Source organism: Alteromonas sp. G4i13 (assembly GCF_054960505.1).
Window position 1 is genome coordinate 26,710 of the sequence record NZ_JBHNYX010000014.1, and the last position, 16,888, is coordinate 43,597.

Annotated in this window: 14 protein-coding genes; 8 read left to right on the plus strand and 6 right to left on the minus strand. The window is 44.8% G+C overall.

Annotation, left to right across the window (positions count from 1 at the left end; translation table 11 throughout):
• Nucleotides 1-120 precede the first annotated feature (120 nt).
• Nucleotides 121-1,203: a LysR family transcriptional regulator gene (locus ACFI6J_RS08795; RefSeq protein WP_338852054.1), complete on the plus strand. Its 1,083-nt coding sequence runs from the start codon at nucleotides 121-123 to the stop codon at nucleotides 1,201-1,203.
• Between the two features lie 156 nt (nucleotides 1,204-1,359).
• Here the strand turns inward: ACFI6J_RS08795 and lpdA are convergent, their stop codons facing one another.
• The 6 genes from lpdA to ampD all read right to left on the minus strand — a co-directional run bounded on the left by lpdA (nucleotide 1,360) and on the right by ampD (nucleotide 10,443).
• Nucleotides 1,360-2,781: a dihydrolipoyl dehydrogenase gene (gene lpdA, locus ACFI6J_RS08800; protein WP_014950394.1), complete on the minus strand. Its 1,422-nt coding sequence runs from the start codon at nucleotides 2,779-2,781 to the stop codon at nucleotides 1,360-1,362.
• 132 nt (nucleotides 2,782-2,913) lie between these two features.
• Entirely contained in the window at nucleotides 2,914-4,938 is a 2,025-nt protein-coding gene (aceF, locus tag ACFI6J_RS08805) for a pyruvate dehydrogenase complex dihydrolipoyllysine-residue acetyltransferase (protein ID WP_462556115.1), read from the minus strand.
• 21 nt (nucleotides 4,939-4,959) lie between these two features.
• Entirely contained in the window at nucleotides 4,960-7,635 is a 2,676-nt protein-coding gene (gene aceE / locus ACFI6J_RS08810; protein WP_377948030.1) for a pyruvate dehydrogenase (acetyl-transferring), homodimeric type, read from the minus strand.
• Nucleotides 7,636-7,846: 211 nt separating this feature from the next.
• Nucleotides 7,847-8,593, minus strand: coding sequence for a pyruvate dehydrogenase complex transcriptional repressor PdhR (gene pdhR, locus ACFI6J_RS08815; protein ID WP_014950397.1), 747 nt, complete (start codon nucleotides 8,591-8,593; stop codon nucleotides 7,847-7,849).
• 365 nt (nucleotides 8,594-8,958) lie between these two features.
• Nucleotides 8,959-9,861: a beta-lactamase regulator AmpE gene (ampE, locus tag ACFI6J_RS08820; protein WP_462556120.1), complete on the minus strand. Its 903-nt coding sequence runs from the start codon at nucleotides 9,859-9,861 to the stop codon at nucleotides 8,959-8,961.
• 42 nt (nucleotides 9,862-9,903) lie between these two features.
• On the minus strand, nucleotides 9,904-10,443 hold the full coding sequence (gene ampD / locus ACFI6J_RS08825; RefSeq protein ID WP_069944747.1) for a 1,6-anhydro-N-acetylmuramyl-L-alanine amidase AmpD: 540 nt from the start codon (nucleotides 10,441-10,443) through the stop codon (nucleotides 9,904-9,906).
• 183 nt (nucleotides 10,444-10,626) lie between these two features.
• Here ampD and ACFI6J_RS08830 point away from each other — a divergent pair, with 183 nt between their 5' ends.
• From ACFI6J_RS08830 to zapD, 7 genes are all read left to right on the plus strand, one after another.
• Nucleotides 10,627-11,145, plus strand: a complete 519-nt coding sequence (locus tag ACFI6J_RS08830; RefSeq protein ID WP_014950400.1) for a retropepsin-like aspartic protease family protein — start codon at nucleotides 10,627-10,629, stop codon at nucleotides 11,143-11,145.
• A gap of 32 nt (nucleotides 11,146-11,177) precedes the next feature.
• A complete protein-coding gene (gene nadC, locus ACFI6J_RS08835) occupies nucleotides 11,178-12,032 on the plus strand; it encodes a carboxylating nicotinate-nucleotide diphosphorylase (protein ID WP_131138172.1) in 855 nt (284 codons plus the stop codon).
• A gap of 569 nt (nucleotides 12,033-12,601) precedes the next feature.
• Nucleotides 12,602-13,033, plus strand: a complete 432-nt coding sequence (locus ACFI6J_RS08840; RefSeq protein ID WP_377948032.1) for a pilin — start codon at nucleotides 12,602-12,604, stop codon at nucleotides 13,031-13,033.
• 68 nt (nucleotides 13,034-13,101) lie between these two features.
• Complete coding sequence (locus tag ACFI6J_RS08845; RefSeq protein WP_101565572.1) at nucleotides 13,102-14,310, plus strand: type II secretion system F family protein; 1,209 nt, start codon at nucleotides 13,102-13,104, stop codon at nucleotides 14,308-14,310.
• Nucleotides 14,311-14,362: 52 nt separating this feature from the next.
• Nucleotides 14,363-15,256: a prepilin peptidase gene (locus ACFI6J_RS08850; RefSeq protein WP_462556126.1), complete on the plus strand. Its 894-nt coding sequence runs from the start codon at nucleotides 14,363-14,365 to the stop codon at nucleotides 15,254-15,256.
• 18 nt (nucleotides 15,257-15,274) lie between these two features.
• Nucleotides 15,275-15,886 carry a dephospho-CoA kinase gene (gene coaE, locus ACFI6J_RS08855; RefSeq protein WP_101565574.1) on the plus strand — a complete coding sequence of 204 codons (612 nt, stop codon included), beginning with the start codon at nucleotides 15,275-15,277 and terminating at the stop codon, nucleotides 15,884-15,886.
• 243 nt (nucleotides 15,887-16,129) lie between these two features.
• Nucleotides 16,130-16,882 carry a cell division protein ZapD gene (gene zapD, locus ACFI6J_RS08860; RefSeq protein ID WP_039227984.1) on the plus strand — a complete coding sequence of 251 codons (753 nt, stop codon included), beginning with the start codon at nucleotides 16,130-16,132 and terminating at the stop codon, nucleotides 16,880-16,882.
• Nucleotides 16,883-16,888 lie beyond the last annotated feature (6 nt).

A 16,888-nucleotide genomic window follows, 5' to 3' on the forward strand; every position in this document is an offset into this window, starting at 1 on the left:
TATAACCTATAACTAAACTATGTCAGTTAAATTACATAGCCAAAAACGAAGTAAACGGCAGCTTTTTTCATTGTTCAATAGATGAAAGTAGATTGTCCGCAATAGACACCGGAGACAACCATGCGTCCACATGATTTAAATTTATTGATGATTTTTGATGCCATCATGACCGAGGGTGCAATTACCCGCGCAGCTGACAGGCTGTCGATGACGCAACCTGCGGTATCTAACGCACTTTCTCGTATGCGCACAGCTTGGAAAGATGAACTGTTCGTTAAAGACGGCCGCGGTATTCAACCTACCTCATTTGCTAAAAATTTATGGAGTCAGATTCAGGGCCCTTTAGGCGAGCTCGAAGTCGCCGTTAACCCAACTGACTTTAACCCTGCAACGGCTAAGCGTACTTTTCGTATAGCTGCAACTGACAGCATCGTTTCTATGGTGTGGGGGCCGCTACGCAAAGTTATTGAGAATGAGGCGCCTGGTATTAACATCCATGCCATTCCTAATTACGACATGGAAACCGATAAAATACTCAAAGATGCTGAAGCAGAGCTCACTTTCTCTAAATATCAGGAGCCTGGCTCTGTTATTCGTGCCGAACATGTTCTCGACCCAAGCTGGGTTGTGGTAATGCGCCCCGATCATCCATTAGCAAAATCTCAATTGACCTTAGAAGACTTTGTCGCGGCTGATCATCTTCTGGTTTCTGTTACAGGCGATGTGACTGGCCCTACAGATCAGGTACTGGCGAATTTAGGCCTTAAACGCCGCGTCGCAATGTCTGTAAACCAGTTTTATAACGCTACACCGTTATTAAAAGAGAGCAACCTTATTTGTGTAGCACCGTCTTTGGTAATGGAAAAAGAAATTTTCTCCGGGGAATTGGCAGTATTTGAAACGCCAATAGAAATTGTCAGCTCTCCGCTGTCTGTGATGTGGCACAAACGTCAGGATCAAGACGCGGGCTTACAGTGGCTTAGAGGTCTCGTAGTTAGATTTATTCGCGAGCGTGTACAACGTCATGAAATGCTGCTCTCTCAATGCTGTAGAAAAGCCTATTGCGCCGAAACGGTTAAACGCTTTATGGACCAGCGCAATATGGACTGTGAAGAATTTACGCCAGCGCATTTGAAAACGCCCAGCAATGATGAAATGGACGAAAGACTCGACACTGTAGCGGTTGGAAAAGAAACAGCTTAATACTAGCCTGCTTAGATAACTACACACTCGGCGAGACTTAGCATGTTCGTCATCGCGTTGCGTTATCGCAGGTAAAGTGGTTCTAAAACATTCAAAGCCCTAATAAAAAAACCGCTCAATGAGCGGTTTTTTCGTAGTTCGAACAAAGAAGCTAATTTACTTCTTTTTCTTCGCTTTCGGGTTTGGCAGGTCAGTAATACTTCCTTCGAAGATTTCAGACGCAAGACCAATTGATTCGTTAAGCGTTGGGTGAGCGTGGATAGTCAATGCTACGTCTTCAGCGTCAGCACCCATCTCAATAGCTAGGCCGATTTCGCCAAGCATTTCGCCCGCGTTGGTACCTACCATAGCACCACCGATTACGCGGCCCGTTTCTTTTTCGAAAATCATCTTAGTCATACCGTTAGTTGCATCAGATGCAATTGCACGGCCTGAAGCAGCCCATGGAAACGTTGCTGTTTCATAGCTTACGCCCTGCTCTTTCGCTTCTTTTTCAGTTAGACCAACCCAAGCAACTTCTGGCTCAGTGTACGCTACTGAAGGAATAGCACGTGGGTCGAAGTAATGCTTCTGTCCAGCAATAACTTCTGCAGCAACGTGACCTTCGTGAACCGCTTTGTGCGCAAGCATTGGCTGACCTACAAGGTCACCGATTGCGAAGATGTGGTCAACGTTAGTACGCATTTGCTTATCAACGTTGATGAAGCCACGCTCGTCAACGTTTACGCCAGCTGCATCTGCGCCAACTAGCTTACCGTTTGGCTTACGACCAACAGCAACAAGTACTTTGTCGTAGCGCACTGGCTCAGCAGGTGCGTTCTTACCTTCAAATGTTACGTACAAGCCATCGTCTTTTGCTTCAACCGCAGTCACTTTGGTTTCAAGCATGATGTTAAACTTGTCTTTGTAGTCTTTCATGAACACTTTCATGATGTCTTTGTCAGCGGCTGGAATTAGCTGATCTAAGAATTCAACTACATCAATGTTCGAGCCAAGTGCTTCGTACACAGTACCCATTTCTAGACCGATGATACCACCGCCTAGTACTAGCATTTTCTCTGGAATGTCTTTCATTTCCAGTGCGCCAGTTGAGTCGATTACACGATCATCTTCTGGGATGAACGGTAGGCTTACTGGCTCAGAACCCGCAGCGATAATTGCTTTCTCGAAAGTAATAGTAGTAACGTCGTCACCATTTTTTACTTCTAGGGTGTTTGCGCCTGTAAATTTACCGAAGCCTTGTACATGCTTGGTTTTACGCATTTTAGACATACCGCTAAGGCCATTTGTCAATTGCTTAACAACGCCGTCTTTGTATTCGCGGATTTTATCTAAATCGATGGTAGGCTCGCCAAACGATACACCGTGGCTAGCAAGGTGCTTCGCTTCTTTCATCACTTTAGCAACGTGAAGAAGGGCTTTTGAAGGGATACAGCCAACGTTAAGACAAACACCACCAAGCGTGTCGCGAGAGTCTACGATAACTGTTTCAATACCTAAGTCAGCCGCACGGAATGCTGCTGAATAACCGCCAGGGCCGCCGCCCAGTACCACCAATTGCGTTTTAATTTCGCTCATTGTGAACCTCAATCCTGTTCTTGTAGGGTCATGCTATTACTTTTGTGTAATAGCATAACCTAAATGCCACCAAATGGGCTTATAAAATCGTCGAAAATGTTACTGATATTGTAAACTTTTTCGACCTTTTATTTAAAGTATGATTCTGCGTAAGTCAGTTAGGTTTGCAGCAACCTCAGTAGAGAATCTTGCACCTACCGCACCATCGATGACTCGGTGGTCGTATGACAGGCTTAGCGGCACCATTAAGCGCGGCTCAAACTCTTTACCATTCCACTTAGGCTTCATCTCAGACTTAGACACACCTAATATGGCGACTTCTGGTGCATTTACAATAGGCGTAAACGCCGTGCCACCAATACCACCTAAACTAGAGATGGTGAACGTTCCACCCTGCATGTCAGCCGCTTTAAGCTTGCCTTCACGGGCTTTCTTAGATGTTTCAATAAGCTCTTGAGACAGCTGCTCAATACCTTTCTTATTCACGTCACGAATAACAGGTACAACAAGGCCTCCCGGTGTTTCAACCGCAATACCAATGTTGATAAACTTCTTAATGATTAAGCTCTCGCCGTCGTCAGACAGTGATGAGTTGAATACTTCGTATTTCTCAAGCGCTTTCGCTACCGCTTTCATAACGAATACTAGTGGTGTGATCTTAAGACCAGACTTAATTTTCGCGTGGTAAGCGTTTTGCTCTTTACGGAATTCTTCAACTTCAGTGATATCTGCTTCGTCGAACTGCGTAACGTGCGGGATAGTCGCCCAGTTACGGTGTAAGAACGGTCCAGAGATCTTTTGAATTCGAGAAAGCTTTTGTTCTTCAATCTCGCCAAACTTGCTGTGATCAACAGGCTTAACCGGAACGATTTGAAGTACGTTGTCGCCCACAGGCGCACTACCTGAAGCTGCTGCTGTGCGAGGTTTCGCAAGCTCAGCTTTCACATAGGCTTGAACGTCTTCTTTCAAGATACGGTTTTTAGGGCCAGAGCCGTTAACTTGAGTCAGGTCTACACCAAACTCACGAGCAATACGGCGAACCGAAGGAGAAGCATGTGCTTTACCTGTATTCTTGGCTTCTGGCGCTGGAGGCACAGGAGAGCGACCTTGCGAGGCTTCCTGCTGTGACGCTTGTTGAGTCTCTTCTTGCTTAGGCGCTTCAGCAGGCTTTTCAGCTGCACTTGAAGACGAGCCACCGCTGGTCTCAAGCTTAACAACCAAGGTGCCTTGCTTAACTTTGTCACCCGCTTTGATAAAGACTTCTTTAATCGTACCTGCATGTGTTGACGGCACATCCATGGTCGCTTTATCAGTTTCTAGCGTAATTAGGCCGTCTTCTTTTTCAACGGTATCGCCAGCTGATACAAGTACGTCGATAACGTCAACTTCACCGTCTTCACCAATATCTGGTACAGCAACTTCGATAGTCTCGCTACCTGCAGACGCCGCTGGCGCTGATTCTTGCTTTGCACTTTCTGGCGCAGCCGGTGCAGATGCTTCAGAAGAAGCATCGCTAGACGCCGATTCACTTGAAGACGAGCCTGAGCCCGCTACTTCCAGCTTGATCACTACCGTACCTTCTTTCACTTTATCGCCAGTACTGATGAATACTTCTTTCACCGTACCTGCGTGTGTTGAAGGAACGTCCATGGTTGCTTTATCGGTTTCAAGGGTAATTAGCCCATCTTCTTTTTCAATGGTGTCGCCCACTGAAACCAATACGTCAATTACGTCTACTTCGTCGTCAGAACCGATATCCGGTACTGCAACTTCAATCACTTCGCTGCTGCCAGACGCAGCTGGCGCTGCTTCTGACTTGCTTTCGCTTTTTGGTGCTTCTTCTTGCTTAGGTGCATCTTCTTTAGAAGATTCATCTGAAGCGTTTTCTTCAGACGCGCCTTCATCGGCACTGTCACCATTGGCAACTTTCATTTCACCAATCACATCGCCTTCTTTGATTTTATCGCCTACTGATACAGACAGGCTAACAATCTCACCTTCAAACGGTGCTGGGATGTCCATTGACGCCTTGTCACTTTCAACAGTAACAACGCCTTCATCAGCCTCAATGTTGTCGCCTACGGCAACACATAGCTCGATAACTTCAACTTCGTCACCGCCTACATCGGGTACGATAATCTTTTGAATATCTGACATATGTAAAATACCTTATCTGGCTTACGCGTAAAGTGGGTTAAGTTTTTCAGCGTTAATTTCAAAACGCTTAATGGCTTCTGCTACCACTTTCTTCTCAACGTCACCGCGCTGAGCCAATTCGTAAAGTGATGCCACCACAATGTATGACGCATTAACTTCAAAGTGAGTACGCAAGTTTTCGCGGCTATCGCTTCGACCGAAACCGTCTGTACCTAAGCAGCGGTATTCAGTTTCAATGAACGCGCGTACTTGGTCTGAGTAGTTCTTCACATAGTCAGTGGCAGAAATCGCAGGACCTGCGTCTTTCGTAATTACCTGACCAATGTAAGGTACTTTTTGCTCAGCTTCTGGGTTTAGCATGTTCCAGCGTGCTACGTCTTGGCCTTCACGCGCTAGCTCGTTGAACGAGGTCACTGAGTAAACGTCAGATGATACGTTGTAGTCGTCACAAAGAATTTGTGCCGCTTTACGCACTTCGTTCAAGATAGTACCTGAGCCCATTAGCTGTACGTTAAGCTTAGACTTGTCGTTTTCAACACGCTCAAGCTTGTAGATACCTTTAATGATCTGTTCAGCAACATCATCACCTTCTGGCATTTCTGGGTGCTGATAGTTCTCGTTCATCAATGTTAGGTAATAGAAGATATTCTCGTTATTACCGTACATGCGACGTAGACCGTCTTGAACGATAACTGCTACTTCGTAACCATACGTTGGGTCGTAAGTAATACAGTTAGGAATTAGGTTCGCTTGAACATGTGAGTGGCCGTCTTGGTGCTGTAGACCTTCACCGTTAAGTGTGGTTCTACCCGCAGTTGCGCCTAAAAGGAAACCACGTGCTTGGCTATCGCCTGCTGCCCATGCCAAATCACCAACACGTTGGAAACCAAACATCGAGTAGTAGATGTAGAACGGAATAGTGGTAGCGTTACACGTTGAGTAAGACGTACCTGACGCTACCCACGATGCCATTGCACCTAACTCGTTAATACCTTCTTGTAATACCTGACCTTTCTTATCTTCGCGATAGTAAGCTACTTGGTCGGCATCTTGAGGTACGTATTTCTGGCCTTCATTGGCGTAAATACCTACCTGACGGAACAAACCTTCCATACCGAATGTACGGGCTTCATCAGGAATAATTGGCACAATACGCTTACCAATTTTCTTATCTTTCAATAGCGCGTTAAGTACACGTACAAACGTCATGGTTGACGATACTTGACGGTCACCTGACCCTTTTAAGATAGCGTCGAATGCACTTAGCTCAGGAATTTCAAGCTGTTCTTCAGCCTGTTCACGGCGAGAAGGCAAGTAACCGCCTAGTGCTTCACGACGCTCACGAAGGTACTTCATTTCTTCGCTGTCTTCGTCGAACTTGAAGTATGGCAGGTCAGCAATTTTCTCGTCTGCTACAGGAATATTGAAACGATCGCGGAACGCTTTGATTGAATCAACGTCCATTTTCTTAACGTTGTGCGCTACGTTTTGTGCTTCGCCTGATGCACCTAGACCAAAACCTTTAACCGTTTTAGCAAGGATTACCGTTGGACGACCTTTCGTATCAATGGCTTTTTGGTAAGCCGCGAATACCTTAACCGGATCGTGACCACCACGGTTCAAGCGCCAGATGTCGTCGTCAGACATGTTCGCTACAAGTGCCGCTGTTTCAGGATACTTGTTGAAGAAGTTTTCACGGGTGTACTTGCCGCCTTTGGCTTTACAGTTCTGGTATTCACCATCTACCGTTTCACCCATAAGCTGAATTAGCTTGCCAGATTTATCACGAGCTAATAGCTCATCCCAGTAGCTACCCCAAATAACTTTCACTACTTCCCAGCCAGCGCCGCGGAACGTACCTTCAAGTTCTTGGATAATTTTGCCGTTACCACGTACAGGTCCGTCTAGACGCTGAAGGTTACAGTTGATAACAAACGTTAGGTTGTCTAGGCCTTCACGAGAAGCAAGACCAATTGCACCCAAGCTCTCTGGCTCATCACACTCACCGTCACCCATGTAGCAGTAAACGCGCTGACCTGAACAGTCTTTGATACCACGGTTAGTTAGGTACTTAAGGAAGCGCGCTGTGTAGATAGCTTGAAGTGGACCAAGACCCATAGATACGGTTGGGAACTGCCAGTAGTCTTTCATCAAGTGAGGGTGTGGGTAAGACGATAGACCATCGCCAGCACACTCTTGACGGAAGTTGTTTAACTGTTCTTCAGTTAAGTTGCCTTCCATATATGAGCGCGCATAAATACCAGGAGAAATATGGCCCTGAGCGAAAATAAAGTCGCCGCCTTGATTTTCGTTAGGCGCTTTGAAGAAGTGGTTAAAGCCAACATCGTAAAGCATAGCCGATGATGCGAAGCTACCAATGTGGCCACCAAGCTCTAGGTCTTTTTTAGATGCACGCAATACAATCATCAATGCGTTCCAACGAATCGCCGCACGGATGCGCGCTTCGATGGTCAAGTCGCCAGGCATTTTTGGCTCTTGCGCTGCTGGGATAGTATTGATGTAGGCAGTAGTTGCGTCATACGGTAGATGCGCTCCGCTGCGACGTGCTTTATCAATAAGTTTTTCGAGTAAATAATGGGCGCGTTCTACGCCTTCCTCTTCTAAAACCGACTCAAGCGCATCAATCCACTCTTTAGTTTCTTGAGGATCTACATCTTGGTGCATCATATCAGACATGGTGCCATCCTATTTTTTGCTTATATAGAAAATCCTCCCTTAGCATTGCCTCTACTCTTAAAGGCGCTAAAAGAAGGAAAACTAAATTACGTTGTACTCACAGTGACCCAATCTGGCTCACCTGCTTTTGCAGTGGCACAGGAAAAACCTGACCGGCCTCTGCGAATGAATAGCTATCTAGCCCTTATCTTATAAAAGGTCAGACTAGTAACTAAATCTCTAATCGTCGCAATGCGCGCTGTACGCGGGTATCGCGTTGATTAATGGTTAATAGCGTTTTTTCAATAAACGCCAAATGCGTATTACATGCCTGACGCGCAGCTTCAGGGTCGCGAGAAGCAATGGCTTCTACAATTTCACGACGCTGCTTAGCAATGTCTTCCACCGCTTCAGGGTGCGCTGCCAGCATGTCAAAGTTTCGTTCAATATTGTCCACCAGCATGCTTTGCATGGTGCTCATTACGTGCAACAACACCATATTGTGTGATGCTCTTGCCATAATGATATAAAACTGTCCTAGCGCCTCAGCTTGGGCACGCTTGCTTTCGTGCGCTTTAGGCGTAGGTACGTCGTTCAATGCTTGCTTCAATGCGTTGTAATCTTCAGGTTGACCACGAAGTGCCGCGTAGTACGCCGCCATCCCTTCAAGCGCATGACGAAATTCAAGCAAATCAAATTGAGTTTCAGGACGCTGGCTAACTAAGTCCATTAGGGGGTCTGTCATGGCAGAATTAAGGTTGCGATTAACAAACGTACCGCCGCCTTGCTTACGTTCTACCAACCCACGTGCCTGTAGATTACCAATGGCTTCCCTAAGCGAAGGTCGCGATACATCAAATTCAAGCGCAAGCTCTCTCTCTGGCGGTAATTTCTGACCAGCCAATAACGTACCGTCGAGTATCATTGACTCGAGTTGCTCGGTAATCACATCAGAGAGTTTTTTTCGCTGCTGCCGCATGCGCTCTACGTATCCTTCTATTTAAACCGTGCTCTATAACAATAGCGACGTTATAAGAGCGGTGAATGTAAAAAATAATCGTGGAATATTTAATCACAAACACAATTGGTAATACCATTTTACCTATCTAGTTTAAGGCAGATCGATTTCGAGGTAAATACTCACAAGCATAGCAAAGCATTTACCTTTTGCTGGGTGTTAAGCTTTATTGTTGAATTTGTTAAGAAAAATCAGTAACCGTAAACTGGTCTGATGAGGAAGAGAGAATGCAGTAATAGGGGCAAAGCGCCTGATCTACATACAATTAATAAATAGACCAAACGCCCTTCTAAGCCAAGTAGGCTAGTAAATGTTAAAAATAATGACTATGCAAGACTGCCTACAAGCGTGAGCGCTGATGTTATTACAAGAAGAAAAATAACATTACGTTTTGCTAACTTTACGAGCACCTTCGGTTCTATTGCTGCATTTTCAGCCTGCAACTGCTGTTCATCAGGCGTTAGAATCTCAGCTTTCGAAGAAATTTGTGTAAGCACATCGTATGCAGGTACATCGAACTGAAGTGCATACTTAATCCACTCAGGCAACGCTCGTGAGAAATGTCCCATCATCAACATGCCAAAAGCGGTAACGCGAACAGGAATATAATCGAGCGCAAACATCAATCTTCCCGCAGCGGCTTTTAAAGGGTGATTTGCATCACACAATGCCTCGGTTGTGCTTCGACTCAAGCTATAAAACAGCGCGCCAGGTGCACCAAAAGCAATAAACCACAGCATCACAGCGGCATAGTGTTGATAGTTAAGCCAGGTAAGGTGTTGGCCAAAAGTTTTGCCTTCTGTACCCGCACTTCCGTCACTGTCTGTTTGACTTGCACAATGCCCTAGTTGGTCGGTGTACATACTGCACGCCTGAAGGTCACCTCGATCAGCAGCATTCAAAAAACTCTTGTAGACGGCTCGCAATGCAGGGCAGCCAATACAGATGAACAAAATTATGCTTTGCTCTATAAACGTAAGAAATGCACCAAGTACCCAGTATTCAATTGCTCCCAGCACTACTGCGGGAAGTAAAAGATAGAAATAAAGTGCTGTGGATGAGGCCTTTTTACTTCCCTCCTCATCTTCATTTCCTTCTTGAAACTTAATCAACCCTTTATCTTGAAGAAATGCACGATATTGAGCGGCATACTTTTCAATATGCCAATTAGGTGTTTTTGTTATCAACCGCTCGAGGCTGAGAACTAATAGCAAGCTCATTAACATCATAGGTATTGAGTTTCCTTTTTTCTGCAGTGCGGATTAGTTAAATTATTTAAACCCAGCAACGCGCATTCTATATCTTGCCCAATCGAAAGCTGCACCAGGGTCAGTTTTTCGCCCTGGTGCTATATCATTATGGCCTACGATACGCCCTAAAGTGATCCGAGGATAGTATCTCGTAATAAAATCCGTGAGTTCGCCAAGGGCTTGGTACTGTGCATCGGTGTAAGGCAACGTATCAGTACCTTCAAGTTCAATACCTATAGCATAGTCGTTACAGCGGCTGCGGCCTTGAAATGAAGACAGGCCCGCGTGCCATGCCCGCTGTTCAAAGGGCACAAATTGCTCTATTTCACCCGTTCGATAAATTACACAATGAGCAGAGACCCGTAACCCAGCAATTTCTCTATAGAAAGGATGTTCATCAGGATTGAGGGTTCCGGTAAACAATTGGCGAATGCCCGGCGTACCAAACTGTGAAGGAGGTAGTGAAATATTGTGTATCACTAACAGGCTAACGTCTGCGCTGTCAGGACGGGCATCATAATGCGGACTTGCTGTGTACTTTGCTTCGTTGTAAAGCACCATAGTATTTGCTTCGATAATTGATTTTCTGCGTTATAGCCTACATTGTATATGGATATAAGTGTATAGGGCTATACATTGCATTCTAATAAGCTAATCAGCACGTTAGTCCTTTGCTTAAGAGATTACGCCGAGTATTTAGCAATACGAAAAGCGGTGCACCACTATTATAAGAAAGGTAGAAGCATGAATGAACAACAAGACCCGACAGCGTCGACGGGTAAATGGATGGTTGCGCTTGCTTGGATTTGCGGTTTTGGTCTACTGGTTTTTGTTTTCTCAGATCTTTTAGAAAAACAAATTAACCCAAATAGCGAACCAACATCAGAGCGTATTGGTTCACAAACCGAAGTCCGACTTAAGCAAAATCGCCAAGGTCACTATGTGACAACAGGTTATATTAATGGTGAGGAAGTCGTATTTCTTGTTGATACAGGTGCAACTGACGTGGCCGTTCCCGCTCATTTGGCTAACAAGCTTCAACTCAAAGCGGGTCGAGAAGGGTTAGCCAGCACAGCTAACGGCGTGGTAAGAGTCGCCGAATCGACCATTGAAACTTTGCGCATTGGTGAAATTGTGGTGCGCGATGTAAAAGCAAACTTAAACCCCGGTATGCAAGATGACCATATATTGCTGGGAATGAGTGTTCTTCGCCAATTAGAGTTTACTCAGCGCGGAGAATGGTTAATATTGCGTACCCTTTAAATACACAGATAGCATAGATCATAGCGATGAAGATGACATCACCAGACATGCAAGCGATTCGAGAGCAAGTATCGAACGCGCTTATTGAAGATCTTGGCGGCGAATTAATTGCTGCAAACGACATTACGGCGAACCTGATAGATGAAAGCGTCAATGCAAAAGCCACTATTATTACGCGAGAGCCTTGCGTGGTTTGTGGAATCGCATGGGCAAATCAAGCATTTGCACTAATCGACGAGTCGGTGTCGCTAACGTGGCATGTAAAAGATGGTGACAAAGTTGATGCCAACACCGTACTGGTTAGTTTGGAAGGCTCTGCTCGCGCGATATTGACGGCAGAACGTACGGCGCTTAACTTCCTACAAACCCTGTCGGCAACCGCCACTGTTACTGCCTTTTACGCTAAGTATTTAGATGGCTCCAACACTAAAATTCTCGATACCCGCAAAACGTTGCCAGGTTTGCGGCACGCACAGAAATACGCGGTGCGTTGTGGTGGTGGTCAAAACCATCGTGTGGGTTTGTTCGATGCATTCTTAATTAAGGAAAACCACATATTTTCTTGCGGAAACATCGAAAAAGCCGTAAGCCGAGCGAAAACAATGATGCCGGGCAAGCCCGTTGAAGTAGAAGTAGAGAACTTAACCGAGCTTGAACAAGCCCTTAGTGCAGGTGCCGACATTGTCATGCTGGATAATTTTTCTAACGAACAGATCCAACAGGCAGTGGCGCTCAACAAAGGTCAATGTAAACTGGAAGTATCAGGAAACATTACTGATGAACGACTGGCGTCTCTCGCTAAGCTAGGCGTAGATTACATTTCATCTGGAGCTTTAACCAAGCACGTTCAGGCCATTGATTTGTCGCTGCGCATTAATTTGTCATAGCAGAGCAAGAAAGATAAAGAGCCAAATTAAAAGCTATAAAGGTGGATTTAACATTAGGTAAGCGAATGTGTTGCTTATCCCCTTGTACTTCCACCTTTATAACGCGGCTTCTTTGTTGCACGTGTTTTATTATAAAGATACAGTGTTTCAGTGAAATTTACGTTACCGCAATTATCACTTCCCTATACTGTGGCTTTAAATGCTGAGACCTTAATGGTTGAGGTTACACAGTGATTTTAAATCACCGAGTAGATGTATAATTTACAATACGATTACTCGTCATTCTGTTCAGTCATTTCTCGATAATGCTTTTTGTGTATAGATAGGCATACGCACTTAAGTCATTAACTTTTATACGAAAGTTCAAGTGATAAAGCCTGCCAAGGCGCGGCGAACCGTGTCATACTGAAAAAGCTAGACATAGGTATATTTGCCTATACTTGTCAGTAACAAATAAAATTCTATACTGAGTATCAAGTACCAGGGGCGTTAAATGGACGACTCGGGTATAAACGTCAATTTGAATTAGATTTAAACTTTACGTGTTATACACGTCCCGGAGAAAAACCATGATGAACATGAATACTAAAAACCAAAAAGGTTTCACCCTAATCGAACTAATGATTGTTGTTGCAATCATCGGTATCCTTGCAGCAATCGCACTTCCTGCTTACCAAAACTACACGCAAAAAGCGCGTTTTACTGAAGTTACCAATGCAACAGCAGCTGTAAAATCAGCAGTCGAAGTTTGTGCTCAAACCACTAACGATCTTGCTAACTGTGTACAGAATACGAACGGCATTCCAGCTACAGTTGCAGCATCTGCGGCAAATGCTGACCCTGATATTGTAGGCGTTACAACTGGTGCTAACGGCGTAATCACTGCAACTGCACATGGCGATATGGATGTACCGGCGCCTGGAACATACGTTTTGACTCCAGCCCTTAACGGTGGTCGAGTAACGTGGACAGCAGTGTGCACACCAGCCACTCTTTGTTAATCTCGAAAAATTAGATTCCGAAAGCCCAGTTATATACTGGGCTTTGTTGTTTAAAGAGAGAAAACTCAATGGCGAAAGCAGCATCTACATTTACATGGCAAGGAAAGGATCGCCATGGACAAAGCCGTAAAGGAGAAGTTTCTGCATCTTCTCTTTCGGAAGCTAAAAATATCCTTCGTCGCCAAGGAATTTCCGCTAATAAAGTAAAAAAACTTTCAACACCTCTTTTTGGAGGTGACAAAAAAATTACAGCTGCTGATATTTCTGTAATATCAAGGCAAATAGCAACGATGCTAGCAGCAGGTGTAACTTTAATTCAGTCTTTAGATATGATCTCTCAAGGCCATGATAAGGCAAAGATGAGAAAGCTTCTTGGGGAAGTCACGGATGAAGTAAAGTCTGGAAACCCTTTATCCAGTGCGCTGAGAAAGCATCCCGAATATTTCGATGATCTGTATTGTGATTTAGTTTATACCGGCGAACAGTCAGGCGCACTCGAGACCATTTACGATCGTATTGCTACCTATAAAGAAAAGGCTGAAGCACTTAAGTCAAAAATTAAAAAAGCGATGTTTTACCCAGTCGCCGTCGTCGTTGTTGCATTCATAGTTACGACTATCTTACTTATATTTGTTGTACCACAATTTGAAGAGATTTTTAGCAGTTTTGGCGCAGAGCTTCCCGCCTTTACACAGTTCGTACTCGCAATTTCACGATTTGTTCAAGACTATGGTGTTTTCATAGCGATCGGTATTGGAATTGGTGGATACCTTTTTGCTAGAGCTTACAAAAAAAGTCAAAAACTGCGCGACAATATTGACCGCAATATTTTAAAAACACCGGTGGTTGGAGAAATTCTAAAAAAAGCCAGTATTGCGCGCTTTACCCGAACCCTAGCCACAACTTTTGCAGCAGGTGTGCCGCTTATTGGCGCACTAGAATCCGCCGCCGGAGCTTCGGGCAACGCGGTATACCGCGATGCCATTTTATACATGCGTAAAGAAGTGGCAGGCGGTATGCCTATGCACGTTGCAATGCGCGCTACACAAGTATTCCCTGACATGGTGACGCAGATGATTGCCATTGGTGAGGAGTCGGGCGCGGTTGACGAAATGCTTAGTAAAATTGCCACCATATATGAAGCTGAAGTCGATGATATGGTAGACGGTTTAACCAGCCTATTAGAACCTATGATCATGGCCGTACTTGGCGTGGTAATCGGCGGCTTGATTGTGGCTATGTACCTCCCTATATTCGAAATGGGTAACGTGGTATAACGTGGCTCAGCATTAAGAGAACGAAAATCAACAATTATAAGAACCACATACCATGGACGCGATAATTACGCTTAGTCAGCTTTACCCTGCTGTATTCTATTCCCTAGTCTTTTTTGTAAGTTTAATGGTTGGCAGTTTCTTGAACGTGGTGATTTACCGCTTGCCTATTATGATGGAACGCAGCTGGCAGCAAGAGTACCAAAGCTATTTTAGCGAGGGTGAGCCGACACCTAATGATAAAAACTCATCAGCGAAAGAAGAAGTATTTAACCTTGTAAAACCAGACAGCACATGCCCTAGCTGCGGCCACAAGATTCGCGCATGGGAAAATGTTCCTGTTATTAGCTACCTGTTCCTTAAAGGTAAATGCGCTAAATGCAAAGTTGGAATATCAGTTCGATACCCGCTGGTTGAATTGTTTACTGCTTTAGCCTGTACTTTTGCGGCCTATCAATTTGGTGTCACATCGCAAGCACTATGGGCCGTATTGTTTACTTACATACTCGTTGCTCTGCTGTTTATTGACTTAGATAAGATGCTATTACCTGACCAGTTGACACTGCCTCTACTGTGGTTGGGGTTACTGTTGAGCACGCAACACATTTTTGTAGACACCACCGACGCTATTATTGGCGCAGCGGCGGGTTATTTAAGTTTGTGGTCTGTTTATTGGCTATTTAAACTTGCCACTGGCAAAGAAGGTATGGGCTATGGCGATTTCAAGCTGCTCGCCGCACTTGGCGCTTATACGGGCTGGCAAGGTCTGCCCATTATTATTTTGCTCTCTTCGTTTGTTGGCGCAATTGCAGGCATACTCATAATGGTGATTCAAAACAAAGGTAAGTCGCTGGCAATTCCTTTTGGCCCCTACCTTGCTGTGGCGGGTTGGCTGACACTGCTTTTTAAAGATGCCATTATTACCACCTATCTTGATTACGTACTTTAGTTAGAAGGTGCCGGCATTATGAATAAGCAGACTCCCTTTGTAGTAGGCCTTACTGGCGGGATAGGTAGCGGTAAATCTGCTGCCACTGATATTTTTGCGTCGTTAGGCATAGACATCGTGGATGCCGATGAGGTCGCAAGGGATGTGGTTGCCGTGGGCTCACAAGGGTTACTTCAAATAGCTGAGCATTTTGGCGAGCATATTTTGCTTGAAGACGGTAGCCTTGATCGCGCCGCACTTCGAGAGAAGGTTTTTGCTAACCCAGATGAAAAAACCTGGCTGAACGGCCTTCTCCACCCGCTTATTCGTTCTCGCATGCAACAGCTAATCATAGAATCGACTTCCCCCTATTGCATCTTATCTGTTCCACTATTGGTTGAAAACAAGCTTACTGAAATGTGTAACTACGTAGTAGTGGTTGACTGTCCTGAAGCGCTTCAGCTTGAACGCGCCTTAAAGCGAGATGGTAGCTCTGAAGCAACGATAAAAAGTATTATGGCGTCACAAGCTAGCCGTAAAGAACGGCTGAGCGCTGCAGACCATGTACTAGACAATAGCACCAGCCTAAACGCCCTCTCTTCGCAAGTTTCGGCCTTGCATGAACACTTACTTTTGCTATCTAAAGCGTGAAGTTGATAGACGAAGTTAACGCAAAAACACATCCCTAATAACTAAATTCACCACCTAAAAGCAGGGCGTTACAGCCTTACGGATTGATTTTTGAAACTTTTTTGACCAATTAACGTCAAAGTAAAGATTTGGCGGACAAGTATACTTGGCTTAAACGCTTTGATGCTTTAGGCTTGTTGCCTTTCACTGTTCAGCTAAATTTTTAGCGACATTTCTCTAAGTCTATGTGTTTTAAGGGGTTCCATGGGTCACGCTGTTTTCGAATTTCCACTAAAGGAAAAAGTACGTAACTATTTACGTGTTGAGCAGCTGCTTGGACAACTTAAAATTACGGCTAAATCAGAACATACTCATCTGCAGCTGGTGTTCTTTGAACAGCTTTTCGAATTACTTGATCTCATTGAAAGACTGGATCTTCGCTCCGATCTTACCAAAGACCTCGAAGCCCATGAAAAGAACTTGGTTTATTGGTCTAAGCACCCGAAAATTGACAGCACCGCCTTAGAACAAGCGCTAAAAACCGTGCTTACCCTAAAACAAAAGCTAAAAACAGACCGCCGTTTTGGTAGTGCTTTGAAAGAAGATAAACTGCTAAGCGCAATCAGGCAGCGCTTTGCCATTCCAGGTGGCGCGTGTAGCTTCGATTTGCCCAATCTTCATTTTTGGTTACAACAACCCCTTGAACAACGCCTCGCTGAAATAGCGCAATGGCTTGAAACGTTAGCCTTACTCGATGATGCTATTGCTGTTAGCCTGTCGTTCATTCGCGAACGAGGTCAATTTGTCAATGTGGTTGCTGACAACGGTTTTTATCAAGGCGCTGCAGAAGATAAAAACGAGTTAATTCGCGTTAAATGTAGCGTTGATGAAGGGTATTACCCTACGCTTAGCGGCAACAAATACCGTTACGCACTCCGCTTCATGCTATTTTCTCCTCAAGAGGGCCAATCTGGCGCAGTGGAAAGCAGTATTCAGTTTCGTTTAGCTGCCTGTTAAACTTAA

What these genes read in the sequence shown, in the direction of transcription:
- ACFI6J_RS08840 (WP_377948032.1), top strand. Translation starts at nt 12,602, where the DNA reads ATGATGAACATGAATACTAAAAACCAAAAAGGTTTCACCCTAATCGAA.
- ACFI6J_RS08845 (WP_101565572.1), top strand. Translation starts at nt 13,102, where the DNA reads ATGGCGAAAGCAGCATCTACATTTACATGGCAAGGAAAGGATCGCCAT.
- coaE (WP_101565574.1), top strand. Translation starts at nt 15,275, where the DNA reads ATGAATAAGCAGACTCCCTTTGTAGTAGGCCTTACTGGCGGGATAGGT.
- lpdA (WP_014950394.1), bottom strand. Translation starts at nt 2,781, where the DNA reads ATGAGCGAAATTAAAACGCAATTGGTGGTACTGGGCGGCGGCCCTGGC.
- aceF (WP_462556115.1), bottom strand. Translation starts at nt 4,938, where the DNA reads ATGTCAGATATTCAAAAGATTATCGTACCCGATGTAGGCGGTGACGAA.
- zapD (WP_039227984.1), top strand. Translation starts at nt 16,130, where the DNA reads ATGGGTCACGCTGTTTTCGAATTTCCACTAAAGGAAAAAGTACGTAAC.
- ACFI6J_RS08830 (WP_014950400.1), top strand. Translation starts at nt 10,627, where the DNA reads ATGAATGAACAACAAGACCCGACAGCGTCGACGGGTAAATGGATGGTT.
- nadC (WP_131138172.1), top strand. Translation starts at nt 11,178, where the DNA reads ATGACATCACCAGACATGCAAGCGATTCGAGAGCAAGTATCGAACGCG.
- ampD (WP_069944747.1), bottom strand. Translation starts at nt 10,443, where the DNA reads ATGGTGCTTTACAACGAAGCAAAGTACACAGCAAGTCCGCATTATGAT.
- ACFI6J_RS08850 (WP_462556126.1), top strand. Translation starts at nt 14,363, where the DNA reads ATGGACGCGATAATTACGCTTAGTCAGCTTTACCCTGCTGTATTCTAT.
- aceE (WP_377948030.1), bottom strand. Translation starts at nt 7,635, where the DNA reads ATGTCTGATATGATGCACCAAGATGTAGATCCTCAAGAAACTAAAGAG.
- ampE (WP_462556120.1), bottom strand. Translation starts at nt 9,861, where the DNA reads ATGATGTTAATGAGCTTGCTATTAGTTCTCAGCCTCGAGCGGTTGATA.
- pdhR (WP_014950397.1), bottom strand. Translation starts at nt 8,593, where the DNA reads ATGCGGCAGCAGCGAAAAAAACTCTCTGATGTGATTACCGAGCAACTC.
- ACFI6J_RS08795 (WP_338852054.1), top strand. Translation starts at nt 121, where the DNA reads ATGCGTCCACATGATTTAAATTTATTGATGATTTTTGATGCCATCATG.